The organism is Brevibacterium sp. JSBI002, from assembly GCF_026013965.1.
GTDB lineage: Bacteria > Actinomycetota > Actinomycetes > Actinomycetales > Brevibacteriaceae > Brevibacterium.
Window position 1 is genome coordinate 1,089,706 of sequence record NZ_CP110341.1, and the last position, 15,058, is coordinate 1,104,763.

General features: G+C 62.0%; 22 protein-coding genes and 2 pseudogenes. 23 read left to right on the plus strand and 1 reads right to left on the minus strand.

What is annotated here, in order from left to right; translation table 11 throughout:
• Positions 1-119: 119 nt before the first annotated feature.
• The gene (locus tag LJ362_RS04805; protein WP_264801019.1) at positions 120-596 is read right to left on the minus strand and encodes a Fur family transcriptional regulator; all 477 of its coding nucleotides are present in this window, start codon (positions 594-596) and stop codon (positions 120-122) included.
• A gap of 556 nt (positions 597-1,152) precedes the next feature.
• Between LJ362_RS04805 and rpsL the strand changes: the two genes are divergently transcribed.
• The 23 genes and pseudogenes from rpsL (at position 1,153) to rpmD (ending at position 15,058) form a co-directional block, all read left to right on the plus strand.
• The gene (gene rpsL, locus LJ362_RS04810; RefSeq protein ID WP_025777935.1) at positions 1,153-1,527 is read left to right on the plus strand and encodes a 30S ribosomal protein S12; all 375 of its coding nucleotides are present in this window, start codon (positions 1,153-1,155) and stop codon (positions 1,525-1,527) included.
• On the plus strand, positions 1,527-1,997 hold the full coding sequence (rpsG, locus tag LJ362_RS04815; RefSeq protein ID WP_039206341.1) for a 30S ribosomal protein S7: 471 nt from the start codon (positions 1,527-1,529) through the stop codon (positions 1,995-1,997). The genes rpsL and rpsG overlap by 1 nt, the downstream gene beginning before the upstream one ends.
• Positions 1,998-2,096: 99 nt before the next feature.
• Positions 2,097-4,202, plus strand: a complete 2,106-nt coding sequence (gene fusA, locus LJ362_RS04820) for an elongation factor G (RefSeq protein WP_264801020.1) — start codon at positions 2,097-2,099, stop codon at positions 4,200-4,202.
• A gap of 116 nt (positions 4,203-4,318) precedes the next feature.
• Positions 4,319-5,512: an elongation factor Tu gene (gene tuf / locus LJ362_RS04825; RefSeq protein ID WP_264801021.1), complete on the plus strand. Its 1,194-nt coding sequence runs from the start codon at positions 4,319-4,321 to the stop codon at positions 5,510-5,512.
• A 511-nt stretch (positions 5,513-6,023) separates the two neighbouring features.
• Entirely contained in the window at positions 6,024-6,332 is a 309-nt protein-coding gene (gene rpsJ, locus LJ362_RS04830) for a 30S ribosomal protein S10 (RefSeq protein ID WP_009379191.1), read from the plus strand.
• 11 nt (positions 6,333-6,343) lie between these two features.
• Positions 6,344-7,018 carry a 50S ribosomal protein L3 gene (gene rplC / locus LJ362_RS04835; RefSeq protein ID WP_101546942.1) on the plus strand — a complete coding sequence of 225 codons (675 nt, stop codon included), beginning with the start codon at positions 6,344-6,346 and terminating at the stop codon, positions 7,016-7,018.
• Positions 7,019-7,023: 5 nt separating this feature from the next.
• Positions 7,024-7,677, plus strand: coding sequence for a 50S ribosomal protein L4 (rplD, locus tag LJ362_RS04840; protein ID WP_264801027.1), 654 nt, complete (start codon positions 7,024-7,026; stop codon positions 7,675-7,677).
• The gene (rplW, locus tag LJ362_RS04845; RefSeq protein WP_025777929.1) at positions 7,674-7,973 is read left to right on the plus strand and encodes a 50S ribosomal protein L23; all 300 of its coding nucleotides are present in this window, start codon (positions 7,674-7,676) and stop codon (positions 7,971-7,973) included. Before rplD ends, rplW begins: the two co-directional genes overlap by 4 nt.
• A gap of 30 nt (positions 7,974-8,003) precedes the next feature.
• Positions 8,004-8,840, plus strand: coding sequence for a 50S ribosomal protein L2 (rplB, locus tag LJ362_RS04850; protein ID WP_025777928.1), 837 nt, complete (start codon positions 8,004-8,006; stop codon positions 8,838-8,840).
• 15 nt (positions 8,841-8,855) lie between these two features.
• On the plus strand, positions 8,856-9,137 hold the full coding sequence (gene rpsS / locus LJ362_RS04855) for a 30S ribosomal protein S19 (RefSeq protein ID WP_025777927.1): 282 nt from the start codon (positions 8,856-8,858) through the stop codon (positions 9,135-9,137).
• A gap of 42 nt (positions 9,138-9,179) precedes the next feature.
• Positions 9,180-9,566, plus strand: a complete 387-nt coding sequence (rplV, locus tag LJ362_RS04860) for a 50S ribosomal protein L22 (protein ID WP_025777926.1) — start codon at positions 9,180-9,182, stop codon at positions 9,564-9,566.
• Complete coding sequence (gene rpsC, locus LJ362_RS04865; protein ID WP_139468552.1) at positions 9,566-10,381, plus strand: 30S ribosomal protein S3; 816 nt, start codon at positions 9,566-9,568, stop codon at positions 10,379-10,381. Before rplV ends, rpsC begins: the two co-directional genes overlap by 1 nt.
• A 3-nt stretch (positions 10,382-10,384) precedes the next feature.
• Positions 10,385-10,801, plus strand: a complete 417-nt coding sequence (rplP, locus tag LJ362_RS04870; protein ID WP_025777924.1) for a 50S ribosomal protein L16 — start codon at positions 10,385-10,387, stop codon at positions 10,799-10,801.
• Between the two features lie 2 nt (positions 10,802-10,803).
• Complete coding sequence (gene rpmC / locus LJ362_RS04875; protein ID WP_025777923.1) at positions 10,804-11,055, plus strand: 50S ribosomal protein L29; 252 nt, start codon at positions 10,804-10,806, stop codon at positions 11,053-11,055.
• Positions 11,055-11,342 (plus strand): 30S ribosomal protein S17, encoded by a 288-nt coding sequence (gene rpsQ, locus LJ362_RS04880; protein ID WP_025777922.1) that lies wholly within the window; start codon positions 11,055-11,057, stop codon positions 11,340-11,342. The genes rpmC and rpsQ overlap by 1 nt, the downstream gene beginning before the upstream one ends.
• Before the next feature lie 144 nt (positions 11,343-11,486).
• Entirely contained in the window at positions 11,487-11,855 is a 369-nt protein-coding gene (rplN, locus tag LJ362_RS04885) for a 50S ribosomal protein L14 (protein WP_025777921.1), read from the plus strand.
• Between the two features lie 2 nt (positions 11,856-11,857).
• Positions 11,858-12,226, plus strand: coding sequence for a 50S ribosomal protein L24 (rplX, locus tag LJ362_RS04890; RefSeq protein ID WP_139468550.1), 369 nt, complete (start codon positions 11,858-11,860; stop codon positions 12,224-12,226).
• Entirely contained in the window at positions 12,226-12,795 is a 570-nt protein-coding gene (gene rplE, locus LJ362_RS04895; RefSeq protein WP_039206325.1) for a 50S ribosomal protein L5, read from the plus strand. The genes rplX and rplE overlap by 1 nt, the downstream gene beginning before the upstream one ends.
• A gap of 67 nt (positions 12,796-12,862) precedes the next feature.
• Positions 12,863-13,261, plus strand: a complete 399-nt coding sequence (gene rpsH / locus LJ362_RS04900; RefSeq protein ID WP_025777918.1) for a 30S ribosomal protein S8 — start codon at positions 12,863-12,865, stop codon at positions 13,259-13,261.
• Positions 13,262-13,278: 17 nt separating this feature from the next.
• Positions 13,279-13,815 (plus strand): 50S ribosomal protein L6, encoded by a 537-nt coding sequence (gene rplF, locus LJ362_RS04905; RefSeq protein WP_025777917.1) that lies wholly within the window; start codon positions 13,279-13,281, stop codon positions 13,813-13,815.
• 2 nt (positions 13,816-13,817) lie between these two features.
• Positions 13,818-14,197, plus strand: a pseudogene (gene rplR, locus LJ362_RS04910) (50S ribosomal protein L18).
• A pseudogene (gene rpsE, locus LJ362_RS04915) lies at positions 14,194-14,876 on the plus strand (30S ribosomal protein S5). The pseudogenes rplR and rpsE overlap by 4 nt, the downstream one beginning before the upstream one ends.
• Positions 14,876-15,058 (plus strand): 50S ribosomal protein L30, encoded by a 183-nt coding sequence (rpmD, locus tag LJ362_RS04920; RefSeq protein WP_025777914.1) that lies wholly within the window; start codon positions 14,876-14,878, stop codon positions 15,056-15,058. The pseudogene rpsE and the gene rpmD overlap by 1 nt, the downstream one beginning before the upstream one ends.

The window sequence follows — 15,058 nt, forward strand, 5'->3', positions numbered from 1 at the left end:
GTGTTCCTTTCACAGTCGAGTCGCGTTCGACGACTCGGATGACGGGATGGGCAACCCTCGCAGAAAGGGCATAGTCGTGTCCTCGGAAGAGGGCGGGTGGTGATGAACGGAAGCCGGGGTCACACGGCCGAGAACTGATCGTCGCCGGTCAGCTGAGCACCGGCGGCCGCGCAGTCGGGGCACAGGCCCCAGAATGTCACTTCGGCCTGATCGATGACGAAGCCGGCATCGTGGGACGGCGTCAGGCACGGAGCCTGACCGATCGTGCAGTCGACATCGACGATGAGACTGCATGACCGGCACACCAGGTGATGGTGATTGTCCCCGATGCGGCGTTCGTACCGAGCCACAGAGCCTGAAGGCTTGATGCAGCGCAGCAGCCCTACCTCGGTGAGAGTGTGGAGCGAGTCATAGACAGCCTGGTGGGAGACCGCCGGCAGCGATTCCCGCACCGAGCGGATCACGGTTTCGGTATCCGTATGCGGGTGATCCCGCACCGCATCGAGGACTGCGACCCGCTGTTTCGTCACACGCAGCGACGTCTGCCGCAGAGCCGCGGCAGCGTCTTCGTCGTGTTCATGCTTCGTCTTGTTCACAGCACCAGAATGCCTGCTTATCTTGAACGAGTCAAGAAAAGTGATGGCGGGTTCTCGCCGAGGCGGCCGTCAGGTCGCGCTGTGGGTGCCGGTGACCGGGTGGTGCGGTTCGCTTGCAGTTGAGGGTCATGTGGTTGTTCGGCGTCGTTCGAGGTGAGAGGCGTGGTCCTCAGGGCGAGCGATGCGCTGCGTGATTTCCGCGGCGGGGCGGGGTAGGATGGATGATCGCCATTTTGACCAGACGTGCTCGAGAGAGATATTCTGGTAGGCGACTGATTGTGTTATCTGCGTCGTCGATCGATCCTGCCTGGTGTTCTGTGAGGCCCGGAATCCCTGAGAGAAGTCGTCGCTGCAGGCCGCCGAGAAGTCGTCGCTGCGCTTCCGTGTCCTTGCGACACACCCGGGCGCAGGGGTCGATGACTCGCGTGGTTACTGGCATCGGGAGCCAAGCTTCACCCGGTGTCCGGTCGGATATGTCCCACGGTTCACAGAGACGACTGCGGTCGTGGCCGAAATTGGGAATTAGGTCTATCGAGAAGCAAATGGAGAACGCTTAGTGCCGACTATCCAACAGCTCGTCCGCAAGGGACGGCATGTCAATACAGCAGGATCGGACGCTCCTGCCCTCAAGGGCAGCCCGCAGCGTCGTGGAGTGTGCACCCGTGTGTACACCACTACCCCCAAGAAGCCGAACTCGGCTCTTCGCAAGGTCGCTCGTGTCAAGCTTTCGAGCCAGATCGAAGTGACCGCATACATCCCGGGCGAGGGACACAACCTGCAGGAGCACTCGATCGTGCTCGTGCGCGGTGGCCGCGTCAAGGATCTGCCCGGTGTTCGCTACCGGATCGTCCGCGGTTCGCTCGACACCCAGGGTGTCAAGGGTCGCCAGCAGGCCCGCAGCAAGTACGGTGCGAAGAGGGAGAAGAAGTAATGCCACGTAAAGGTCCTGCACCCAAGCGACCGATCGTCGTTGACCCGGTCTTCAGCTCACCGCTCGTCACGCAGCTGATCAACAAGATCCTGCTCGACGGCAAGCGCTCGACCGCAGAGCGGATCGTCTACGGTGCCCTCGAAGGCACCCGCGAGAAGAACGGCAACGACCCCGTTGTCAACCTGAAGAAGGCTCTCGACAACATCCGTCCGTCCCTTGAGGTCCGCTCCCGCCGTGTCGGCGGCGCGACCTACCAGGTGCCGATTGATGTTCGCCCGGCTCGTTCGACCACCCTGGCTCTGCGGTGGCTCGTGGGATACTCCCGCCAGCGCCGTGAGAAGACCATGACCGAACGACTCATGAATGAGATCCTGGACGCCGGCAACGGCCTCGGCGCAGCAGTCAAGCGCCGCGAGGATACTCACAAGATGGCCGAATCCAACAAGGCCTTCGCCCACTACCGCTGGTAATCGCCTGCCCTGTGCGCCGGTCGGCGGACCTTGTCCGCGAGTTCTGTCGGCCGGCAGCGCAGGGGAGTCGAGCAAATCATCGATTGAGAGAGAGACACCGTGGCACTTGACGTGCTCAGCGACCTGAACAAGGTCCGTAATATCGGCATCATGGCCCACATCGATGCCGGTAAGACAACTACGACCGAACGCATCCTCTTCTACACCGGCGTGAACTACAAGATGGGTGAGACCCACGACGGCGCCGGCACCATGGACTGGATGGACCAGGAGAAGGAGCGCGGCATCACGATCACGTCGGCCGCGACGACCTGCTACTGGGACAACAACCAGATCAACATCATCGACACCCCCGGTCACGTTGACTTCACGGTCGAGGTCGAGCGTTCGCTGCGCGTCCTCGACGGCGCTGTCGCTGTGTTCGACGGCAAGGAGGGCGTTGAGCCCCAGTCCGAGACCGTGTGGCGTCAGGCCGACAAGTACGATGTTCCGCGCGTCTGCTTCGTCAACAAGATGGACAAGCTCGGTGCTGACTTCTACTTCACCGTCGACACCATCAAGGAGCGCCTCGGCGCGAAGCCGCTGGTCATCCAGCTGCCGATCGGTGCCGAAAGCGACTTCGCCGGTGTCGTCGACCTGCTTGAGATGAAGGCCTACGTCTGGCCCGATGAGACCAAGATGGGTCAGGACATGACCGAGGTCGAGATCCCCGAGGATCTCAAGGACAAGGCTGTTCAGTACCGTGCGCAGCTCGTCGAGGACGTCGCCGAGAGCTCGGAAGAGCTCATGGAGAAGTACCTCGAGGGCGAAGAGCTCACGACGGCTGACGTCAAGGCCGGTATCCGCGAACTCGTCATCAAGTCCCAGGCCTTCCCCGTCATGTGCGGTTCCGCGTACAAGAACAAGGGCGTGCAGCCCATGCTCAACGCGGTCATCGACTACCTCCCGTCGCCGCTCGACGTGCCTCCGATGATCGGTCACAACCCGAACAACGACGAAGAGGAACTGACCCGCAAGCCTTCGACGGACGAGCCGTTCTCGGCTCTGGCCTTCAAGGTCGCCTCCCACCCGTTCTTCGGCTCGCTGACCTATGTGCGCGTGTACTCCGGTCACGTCAAGTCCGGTGAGCAGGTGCTCAACACCTCGTCGGGTAAGAAGGAGCGCGTCGGCAAGCTCTTCCAGATGCACTCCAACAAGGAGAACCCTGTCGAAGAGGCATTCGCCGGCCACATCTACGCGTTCATCGGTCTCAAGGAGACCACGACGGGTGACACCCTCAGCGACCCGGCGAACCCGATCGCTCTCGAATCGATGACCTTCCCGGAGCCTGTGATCTCCGTGGCCATCGAGCCGAAGACCAAGGGCGACCAGGAGAAGCTGTCCTCGGCCATCCAGAAGTTCGTCAAGGAAGACCCGACCTACCAGGTCGAGCTTGACGACGAGACCGGCCAGACCGTCATCCGCGGAATGGGCGAGCTGCACCTCGACATCCTCGTCGACCGCATGCGTCGCGAGTTCAAGGTCGAGGCGAACGTCGGCAAGCCGCAGGTCGCCTACCGTGAGACCATCCGCCGCACTGTCGAGAAGTACGATTACACCCACAAGAAGCAGACGGGTGGATCGGGACAGTTCGCGAAGGTCCAGGTCACCTTCGAGCCCCTCGAGGTCGAAGGCGATACGATTTACGAGTTCGAGAATGCCATCACGGGCGGACGCGTTCCGCGCGAGTACATTCCGAGCGTCGACGCCGGCATCCAGGACGCCATGCAGTTCGGTGCCCTCGCCGGTTACCCCATGGTGGGTGTCAAGGCCACTCTGGTCGACGGCGCCTACCACGATGTCGACTCTTCGGAGATGGCATTCAAGATCGCCGGTTCGATGGTCTTCAAGGAGGCCGTCCAGCGGGCGAACCCGGTTCTTCTCGAACCGGTCATGGACGTCGAGGTGCGTACCCCTGAGGAATACATGGGTGACGTCATCGGCGACCTGAATTCCCGGCGTGGACAGATTCAGTCGATGGACGATGCTTCCGGTGTGAAGGTCGTCAAGGCTGTGGTCCCGCTCTCGGAGATGTTCGGTTACATCGGTGATCTGCGGTCGAAGACCCAGGGCCGTGCGGTGTACTCGATGACGTTCTCCAGCTATGCGGAGGTCCCGAAGGCTGTTGCCGAGGAGATCATCCAGAAGGTGCGCGGCGGAGAGTAATCTCCGAATTCCGGTCGCCCCGGTGATCAAGAACATGGTCGCCGGAATGAAAGATAACCAACAAAAGGTCTAAGATATGAACCGCATATCTTTTGACAACCACGAGGAGGAACCCAGTGGCAAAGGCTAGTTTCGAACGGACTAAGCCGCACGTCAACATCGGCACCATCGGCCACGTTGACCACGGAAAGACCACCCTGACCGCCGCGATCACCAAGGTCCTGGCGGATCAGTACCCGGATCTCAACGAGGCACGCGCCTTCGACCAGGTCGACAACGCACCTGAGGAGAAGGAGCGCGGCATCACCATCAACGTCTCGCACGTTGAGTACCAGACGGAGAAGCGTCACTACGCTCACGTCGATGCCCCGGGTCACGCCGACTACGTGAAGAACATGATCACCGGTGCCGCTCAGATGGACGGTGCGATCCTCGTCGTTGCCGCCACCGACGGCCCGATGCCCCAGACGCGTGAGCATGTGCTGCTCGCTCGTCAGGTCGGCGTTCCCTACATCGTCGTGGCTCTGAACAAGTCCGACATGGTCGACGACGAAGAGCTCCTCGAGCTCGTCGAATTCGAGGTTCGCGATCTGCTCTCGAGCCAGGAGTTCGACGGAGACAACGCTCCGGTCGTTCCTGTGTCCGCTCTCAAGGCGCTGGAAGGCGACGAGAAGTGGGTCAAGAGCGTCCAGGATCTCATGGCTGCCGTCGATGAGAACGTGCCGGAGCCGGAGCGCGACGTCGACAAGCCGTTCCTCATGCCCGTTGAGGACGTCTTCACGATCACCGGTCGTGGAACCGTCGTCACCGGTCGTGTCGAGCGCGGCGTCCTCCTGCCGAACGACGAAATCGAAATCGTCGGCATCAAGGAGAAGTCGTCCAAGACGACCGTCACCGCCATCGAGATGTTCCGCAAGACCCTGCCGGATGCCCGTGCAGGTGAGAACGTCGGTCTGCTGCTTCGCGGAACCAAGCGCGAAGACGTGGAGCGCGGTCAGGTCATCGTGAAGCCGGGTTCGATCACCCCGCACACCAAGTTCGAAGCTCAGGTCTACATCCTGAGCAAGGACGAGGGCGGACGTCACAACCCGTTCTACTCGAACTACCGTCCGCAGTTCTACTTCCGGACCACGGACGTCACCGGCGTCATCACGCTGCCTGAGGGCACCGAGATGGTCATGCCCGGCGACAACACCGACATGTCGGTCGAGCTCATCCAGCCGATCGCTATGGAGGACGGCCTCCGCTTCGCTATCCGCGAGGGTGGACGCACCGTCGGCGCCGGTCGAGTCACCAAGATCAACGCCTGATCTGACTCACTGAGTACCACCGGCTAGGGCCGCAGTTCTTCGGAACTGCGGCCCTTCCGCATGTTCGCCTCGCACCCGCCGGCGACCGGCCAGATACTGCAGACGGGGGGAGACATCGAAGGGCGTCTGATGGAAGACCGGCATGAATCGGGTTCGCTCCGTCCTTGAGAGTTCCCTCACAGGCACCGTTCCCGGAATTGCGCGGGCGAAGTGCTCTATGACAAGATAGTGAAGTTGCGTTTTGGGCGTTGACCCCTGCACTGCGGTAGTGATACTGCGAACGGCCCGAAACACTATCGGATCGATGAATCTGCACCATGCGGGTTCGGACCGAGCAGCCAATGAGTAGAAGCGCCGTCGGCGCTTGGGGGAGAAGTGAGAATTTCTCCGCCAGGATTAGCCGACACGCCCGACCTCGGGGGTCGGTCATGGTCAGCCGGCACAGACGGCAGAGAGTCTCAGACGCTCTGCGAGTTGATGGCCGGAAGCAACTAAAGAAAGAGACGACGCCATGGCGGGACAGAAGATCCGCATTCGGCTCAAGTCGTACGACCACGCTGTGATTGACAGTGCTGCACGCAAGATCGTGGACACCGTCACTCGCGCAGGTGCGACTGTTGTGGGCCCCGTGCCGTTGCCAACGGAGAAGAACGTTTACTGCGTCATCCGTTCGCCGCACAAATACAAGGACAGCCGTGAGCATTTCGAAATGCGCACGCACAAGCGTCTGATCGACATCGTCGACCCGACGCCGAAGGCAGTCGACTCGCTGATGCGTCTCGACCTCGCTGACGACGTCAACATCGAGATCAAGCTCTAAGGGAGGCAGCAATGGCGAACACTCGTTCATCCGCTCTCCCGACCACCCGCAAGGTCAAGGGCCTTCTGGGAACCAAGCTGGGTATGACCCAGGTCTGGGATGAGCAGAACAACCTCGTGCCGGTGACCGTCGTGGCCACCGGAAACAACGTCGTAACTCAGGTCCGCAACGAGGAAACCGATGGTTACCCCGCTGTGCAGATCGCGTTCGGCGAGATCGATCCTCGCAAGGTCAACAAGCCGACTGCAGGCCACTTCGAGAAGGCCGGCGTGACCCCACGCCGTCACCTCGTCGAGCTGCGCACTGCAGATGCTGCTGACTACGCGCTCGGCCAGGAACTCGGCGTCGACACGTTCGAAGCCGGACTCAAGGTCGATGTGACCGCGAAGACCAAGGGCAAGGGAACCGCCGGTGTCATGAAGCGTCACGGCTTCTCCGGTGTCGGTGCCTCCCACGGTCAGCACCGCAACCACCGCAAGCCAGGTTCGATCGGCGGAGCCGCGACACCTGGTCGCGTGTTCAAGGGTATGCGCATGGCCGGCCGTATGGGCGCTGTCAAGCACACCACCCAGAACCTCACGATCCACGCCGTGGACAACGAGAACAACTTCCTGCTCATCAAGGGCGCCGTTCCCGGCCCCAAGGGTGGAGTCGTCCTCGTTCGCTCGGCCGCGAAGGAGGCCTGAACGTCATGACTGATGTCAAGACAGTCGACGTCATCGATGCCGCTGGTGCCAAGGCCGGCTCCGTTGATCTGCCCGCCGAGGTCTTCGGCGTGCCGACCAATGTGCCCCTGATCCACCAGGTCGTCGTTGCACAGCTGGCTGCGGCCCGTCAGGGTACGCACAAGACGAAGACCCGCTCCGAAGTTCGCGGCGGCGGTCGCAAGCCCTACCGTCAGAAGGGAACCGGCAACGCCCGTCAGGGTTCGATCCGCGCTCCTCAGTACAACGGCGGTGGAATCGTGCACGGACCGGTCCCGCGCGACTACTCGCAGCGGACCCCCAAGAAGATGAAGGCCGCCGCTCTGCGCGGAGCCCTGTCGGATCGTGCACGCCTCGATCAGGTCTTCGTGATGAAGAACCTGGTCACCGGCGACGCCCCGTCGACCAAGCAGGCGAAGGCCGCACTGGCCGGTCTGTCCGAACGCAAGAACACCCTCGTGGTGCTCGATCGTGACGACGAGCTCAACTACCTGAGCGTGCGCAATCTGCCCCACGTCCACGTGCTCACCGCCGATCAGCTCAACACCTATGATGTGCTGCTCGCCGATGACATCGTGTTCACCGAGGCAGCTCTGGCCGCGTTCCTGAGCGGAAACCGCAAATCGGAGGACGCATCATGAGTCTGAACTTCAAGGACCCGCGCGACATCATCGTCGCACCGGTCGTCTCGGAGAAGACCTACAGCCTGATGGACGAAGGCAAGTACACCTTCCTCGTCGACCAGGACTCGAACAAAACCGAGATCAAGCAAGCCATTGAAACGATCTTCGATGTGCAGGTCGCCAAGGTCAACACCCTGAACCGTCAGGGCAAGCGCCGCCGCACCCGCACCGGTTGGGGAAAGCGCAAGGACACCAAGCGTGCCATTGTCGCCCTCAAGGACGGATCGATCGACATCTTCGGTGGATCGCTCTAAGCGATCCTTCGTCAAAGAAGGACAAGACTCATGGGAATCCGTAAGCACAAGCCGACGACCCCGGGCCGCCGTGGCTCGTCGGTCGCCGACTTCGTCGAAGTGACCCGGTCTACACCGGAGAAGTCGCTTCTGCGCCCGCTGCCCAAGCGCGGCGGCCGCAACAGCCAGGGACGCGTGACCACCCGCCATCAGGGCGGCGGTCACAAGCGTCAGTACCGTGTCATCGACTTCCGCCGCCATGACAAAGATGGCGTTCCGGCGAAGGTCGCGCACATCGAATATGACCCGAATCGTACGGCTCGCATCGCTCTGCTGCACTATGCAGACGGAGAGAAGCGCTACATCATCGCCCCGCAGAACCTCAAGCAGGGCGCTCAGGTGGAAGCCGGACCGGGTGCAGACATCAAGCCGGGCAACAACCTTGCCCTGCGCAACATCCCAGTCGGCACCGTGGTGCACGCAGTTGAAATGCGTCCCGGTGGCGGTGCCAAGATCGCTCGTTCTGCCGGTTCGTCCGTGCAGCTCGTGGCGAAGTACGGCCGTTTCGCACAGCTGCGGATGCCTTCGGGCGAAATCCGCAACGTCGATGCGCGCTGCCGTGCGACTATCGGCGAGGTCGGCAATGCCGAGCAGTCGAACATCAGCTGGGGCAAAGCAGGCCGCATGCGTTGGAAGGGCAAGCGCCCGACCGTCCGCGGTGTCGTGATGAACCCGATCGATCACCCGCATGGTGGTGGCGAGGGCCGTACTTCGGGTGGTCGTCACCCAGTCAGCCCGTGGGGTCAGTTGGAGGGCCGCACACGCCGGCCGAACAAAGAGAGCGACAAGTACATCGTGCGCCGTCGCCGGACCGGCAAGAAGCGCTGATTGGAGTACTGACTTATGCCTCGTAGCCTCAAAAAGGGTCCTTTCGTCGACGAACACCTCTTCCAGAAGGTGGCTCGTCAGAACGAGAAGAACACCAAAAATGTCATCAAAACATGGTCTCGTCGCTCGATGATCATCCCGGACTTCCTGGGACACACCATCGCAGTACATGACGGACGCAAGCATGTCCCCGTCTTCATCACTGAGTCGATGGTCGGACACAAGCTCGGCGAGTTCGCACCGACACGGACGTTCCGTGGCCACGAAAAGGACGATCGCAAGGGTCGCCGCCGCTGAGGCGGGGCACTCTTTCGATCCTAGAGAAGAGAGAAGGAAGCGATGGAAGCCAAGGCTAAGGCGCGGTACCTGCGCGTTACGCCTCGCAAGGCTCGGCGCGTCATCGACCTCATTCGTGGTCAGCAGGCGACCGAAGCACTTGCAGTGTTGAAGTTTGCAGAACAGTCGGCATCAGATCCGATTTACAAGCTCGTGGCCTCCGGCATCGCCAATGCGCGTGTCCGGGCCGACGAGGAAGGCGTTGCGTTCGACGAGAACGAACTGGTCATCTCCGAAGCCTTCGTGGACGAGGGGCCGACCATGAAGCGGTTCCGTCCGCGTGCCCAGGGTCGCGCTTTTCGCATCGAGAAGCGCACCAGCCACGTGACAGTGGTCCTGGCCAGCGGTGACGACCTGCCTCAGCGCAAGAGCCGGAAGGGGAACCGTTAATGGGCCAGAAGATCAATCCGAATGGATTCCGACTCGGAATCACCACGGATCACAAGTCGAAGTGGTTCGCTGACTCGACCAAGCCGGGGCAGCGCTACCGCGACTACGTGCTCGAAGATGTCAAGATCCGCCAGATGATGAACACCGGCCTCGAACGGGCCGGCATCTCGAAGGTCAACATCGAGCGCACGCGTGACCGTGTCCGCGTCGACATCCACACCGCACGCCCGGGCATCGTCATCGGCCGTCGCGGAGCCGAAGCAGACCGCATCCGCGGTCAGCTCGAAAAGCTCACCGGCAAGCAGATTCAGCTCAACATCCTTGAGGTGAAGAACCCCGAGGTCGACGCTCAGCTCGTCGCTCAGGGTGTTGCCGAGCAGCTCGCCAGCCGCGTGGCCTTCCGCCGTGCGATGCGCAAGGCGATCCAGAGCGCCCAGCGCGCAGGTGCCAAGGGCATCCGCGTGCAGTGCTCCGGCCGCCTCGGCGGTGCTGAGATGAGCCGGTCCGAGTTCTACCGCGAAGGTCGTGTGCCGCTGCACACCCTGCGCGCGAACATCGACTTCGGCGTTCACGAAGCCCACACCACTTTCGGACGCATCGGCGTCAAGGTGTGGATCTACAAGGGCGACATGACCGACAAGGAGCTTGCCGCCGAGCAGGCCAAGGCTCCTGCTGCTCGTGGCCCGCGTGGCCGTGGGCGCGGTCGTGGAGGCCGCGGACGTGGTCAGGAAGGCGCACCGCGCCGTGGCGACCAGGCCCGTAATACTGAGAACAGCGCCGAAGCCCCCGCGGCTGAGGCCGGATCGGAGGGCTGAGAAATGCTGATCCCTCGTCGAGTGAAATTCCGCAAGCAGCACCACCCCAACCGGGGCGGCGCCGCCAAGGGAGGCACGACGGTGTCCTTCGGTGACTACGGCATCCAGGCTCTCGAGCCAGCTTACGTCACCAACCGTCAGATCGAGGCCGCACGTATTGCCATGACACGCTACATCAAGCGCGGCGGCAAGGTGTGGATCAACATCTACCCTGATCACCCGCTGACGAAGAAGCCTGCCGAAACCCGCATGGGTTCCGGTAAGGGTTCGCCGGAGTGGTGGATCGCCAATGTCAAACCCGGTCGAGTCATGTTCGAACTCGGCGGTGTGTCCGAGGAAGTTGCTCGCGAGGCTCTGCGCCTGGCGATCCATAAGCTTCCGCTGAAGGCCCGTATCGTGGCCCGCGAAGGTGGTGAGTGAGAATGGCAATCGGTTCGAAGAACCTTTCCATCGACGCGCTTGACGGTTACGACAACGAGCGTCTGCAGGAAGAGCTCAAGAAGGCCAAGGCCGAGCTGTTCAACCTGCGTTTCCAGTCGGCCACCGGCCAGCTGGAGAGCCACGGTCGCCTCAAGGCCGTGCGTCGCGACATCGCTCGTATCTACACCGTGCTCAACGAACGGGAGCTGGACATCCGTCCGAACCCCGCTGATGCCAAGGAAGAGAGCAAGTGATGGCGGAGACCACGAATACCGAGGCCACTGCTGCGGAACGCAACTCCCGCAAGACCGCACGTGGTTACGTCGTATCCGACAAGATGGACAAGACCATCGTCGTCGAGGTTGAGGAGCGCATGAAGCACCGCCTCTACGGCAAGGTCATGCGCAAGTCGGTCAAGTACAAGGTTCACGACGAAGAGAACACCGCCGGCATCGGCGACCTCGTCCTCGTGGCCGAGACGCGGCCCCTTTCGGCCGCGAAGCGTTGGCGGCTCGTCGAAATCGTCGAACGCGCCAAGTAGTCAACGCCACCCCACCCACCCGGTCCCGCCCGCGGCCTCCTGCAGGCCGCGGGCGGCTACCGGGAACGGGGTGAAATGTCAATGAATCCGTTCCGCAAGGCTCGCGTTCAGGCGTGAGAACCAGCGCGACGACAGGAGAAAATAGTGATTCAGCAAGAGTCGCGACTCAAAGTCGCCGACAACACTGGCGCCAAGCAGATCCTGGCAATCAGGATCCTGGGTGGCTCCGGTCGGCGCTACGCCTCGATCGGTGACACCATCGTGGCGACCGTCAAGGATGCGATCCCTGGCGGCAATGTGAAGAAGGGTGACGTCGTCAAGGCCGTCATCGTTCGCACTGCCAAGGAACGTCGTCGTCCCGACGGCTCCTACATCAAGTTCGATGAGAATGCAGCTGTCATCCTCAAGAACGATGAGGAACCGCGCGGAACCCGTATCTTCGGGCCCGTGGGACGCGAACTCCGCGACAAGAAGTTCATGAAGATCGTCTCCCTGGCACCGGAGGTGTTGTGAGCATGGCGAACAAGCTCAAGATCAAGAAGGGCGACCTCGTCCAGGTCATCGCCGGCGCTCGGCAATCCCGTGGTGGCGATCGTGGGAAGCAGGGCAAGGTCCTTGCCGTCTACCCCGAACGCAACCGCGTCCTCGTTGAGGGCGTCAACCGCGTGATCAAGCACAAGAAGGCTACGCAGACTCAGGCCGGCGGCACCGCTGGTGGCCGTGAGACCCACGAAGCCCCCATCCACGTGTCCAACGTGGCGCTCGTTGATCCCAAGGACAACAAGCCCACCCGCGTCGGATACCGCGAAGAGAGCGTCGAGCGCGACGGTCGCACCAAGACCGTTCGGGTTCGCATCTCGCGTCGCACCGGGGAGGAGATCTGATGACGGAAACAACCACCAGCCGTCCCGCACCGCGTCTCAAGCAGATTTACCGCGAAGAGATCGTTGCGAAGCTGCAGGAAGAGTTCAACTACGCCAACCCCATGCAGGTTCCCGGACTGACCAAGGTCGTCGTGAACATGGGTGTGGGTGACGCAGCACGCGATTCCAAGATGATCGAAGGCGCGATCAACGACCTGACTCTGATCACCGGTCAGAAGCCCGTCGTGACCCGTGCCCGCAAGTCCATCGCACAGTTCAAGCTGCGCGAAGGTCAGCCCATCGGCGCTCACGTCACCATGCGTGGAGCCCGGATGTGGGAGTTCATCGACCGCGTCATCACTCTGGCACTGCCGCGTATCCGCGACTTCCGCGGACTCTCGGATCGTCAGTTCGACGGAAACGGTAACTACACCTTCGGCCTCACCGAACAGTCCATGTTCCACGAGATCGACCAGGACCGGATCGACCGCGTCCGCGGTATGGATATCACCGTCGTCACCACCGCGGCAACCGACGACGAGGGACGTGCACTGCTGCGTCACCTCGGGTTCCCGTTCAAACAAAAATAATCGCTACGTTGCAGGTCCAAGCACAGTACGTGGGCGGAAACCGTAACGAGGAAGGGCAAGTGCCCAAATGACAATGACTGATCCAGTCGCAGACATGCTTACGCGTCTGCGCAACGCCAATTCGGCTTATCACGAGGACGTCAGCATGCCGTTCTCGAAGCTCAAGTCGAACATCGCCGAGATCCTCAAGACCGAGGGCTACATCACCGGCTGGAGCGTCGAAGACGCCGAGGTCGGCAAGACTCTGCTCCTGGACCTGAAGTTCGGACCCAACCGGGAACGTTCGATCGCCGGCCTGCGTCGAGTGTCTAAGCCGGGACTGCGCGTCTACGCGAAGTCCACGAACCTGCCCAAGGTTCTCGGCGGCCTCGGCATCGCCATCCTGTCGACCTCGTCAGGCCTCCTGACGGACCGTCAGGCCGCCAAGAAGGGTGTGGGTGGGGAAGTCCTCGCCTACGTCTGGTAAAGGAAGGAGAGAAGAACATGTCACGTATTGGCAAGAACCCGATCTCCGTTCCCAGCGGCGTCGAGGTCAAGGTCGACGGCCAGGATGTCGCCGTCAAGGGACCTAAGGGCGAGCTGTCCGTCACCATCGCCGAGCCGATCACCGTATCGCTCGAAGACGGTGTCATCACGGTTGCCCGTCCGGACGAAGAGCGCGAATCGCGTTCTCTGCACGGACTGTCCCGTACGCTCATCAACAACATGATCGTCGGTGTGACCGATGGCTACTCCAAGGCCCTCGAGATCGTCGGAACCGGTTACCGTGTCCTGGCCAAGGGATCGAACCTCGAGTTCGCTCTCGGCTACAGCCACCCGATCGTCGTCGAGCCGCCGGAGGGAATCTCCTTCAGCGTCGACGGTCAGACCAAGGTCGCTGTCCACGGAATCGACAAGCAGCTCGTCGGTGAGACCGCTGCCAACATCCGGAAGCTGCGCAAGCCCGAGCCTTATAAGGGCAAGGGTGTGCGCTACGCCGGCGAAATCGTCCGTCGCAAGGTCGGAAAGGCTGGTAAGTAAAGATGGCCTTTGGCAAGAAGGAAAGCTACGGCAAAGGCAGGGCAGCTGCTCGCAAGCGTCGTCACGCTCGACTGCGCAAGCATGTCAGCGGCACGACCGAGCGCCCTCGCCTGTCAGTGACTCGCTCCACGCGCCACGTCTTCGTCCAGGTCATCGACGACACCGTCGGCAAGACCCTGGTCTCGGCCTCCACCATGGAAGCCGACCTGCGGACATTCGAAGGCGATAAGACCGGCAAAGCCCGCAAGGTGGGCGAGCTGGTTGCTCAGCGCGCCAAGGACGCCGGAATCGATTCGTCGTCTTCGACCGTGGAGGCAATGCCTACCACGGCCGTGTGCAGGCAATCGCCGAAGGTGCCCGTGAAGGAGGATTGGCCCTATGAGCACTGAAGAGAACAAGGAACAGCAGGCAACTGCTGAGACCCGCACCGACAACAGCGGTGACCGTTCCTCCCGTGGCCGCGGCAGGGTGGACAGGGCGGTCAGGGTCGCGGACGCGGCGAAGGCCGTGGACGCGGCGGTCGCAACGACCGTGAAGACAAGAACCAGTTCATCGAACACGTCATCACGATCAACCGCGTGTCGAAGGTCGTCAAGGGTGGACGTCGGTTCTCCTTCACGGCTCTCGTCGTGGTCGGAGACGGCGACGGCATGGTCGGCATGGGTTACGGCAAGGCTAAGGAAGTTCCTGCCGCCATCGCCAAGGGCGTCGAGGAAGCGAAGAAGAACTTCTTCCGCGTTCCCCGCATCCAGAAGACCATTCCGCACCCCATCCAGGGCGAGGAAGCCGCAGGCGTCGTCCTGCTGCGTCCGGCCGCTCCGGGTACCGGTGTCATCGCCGGCGGACCCGTTCGTGCGGTCCTCGATGCGGCAGGCGTCCAGGACGTCCTGTCGAAGTCGCTGGGCTCGGCGAACGCGATCAACATCGTGCACGCCGCGATCGCCGCGCTGAAGGGCCTTGAACGTCCGGAAGAGGTTGCGGCTCGCCGTGGCCTGCCCGTCGACGAAGTTGCTCCGCACGCACTGCTGCGAGCAGCTGCTGAAAGTGGGGCGAAGTCCTGATGGCAAAGCTCAAGATTACTCAGCGCAAGTCCGCAATCGGATACCGTCAGAGCCAGCGTGACACGCTGCGTTCGCTCGGTCTCAAGCGGACCAACGACGTTGTGGTGCAGGAAGATCGCCCCGAGATCCGGGGAATGATCAACGCTGTCCGCCACATCGTGACTGTGGAAGAGGTCGATTGA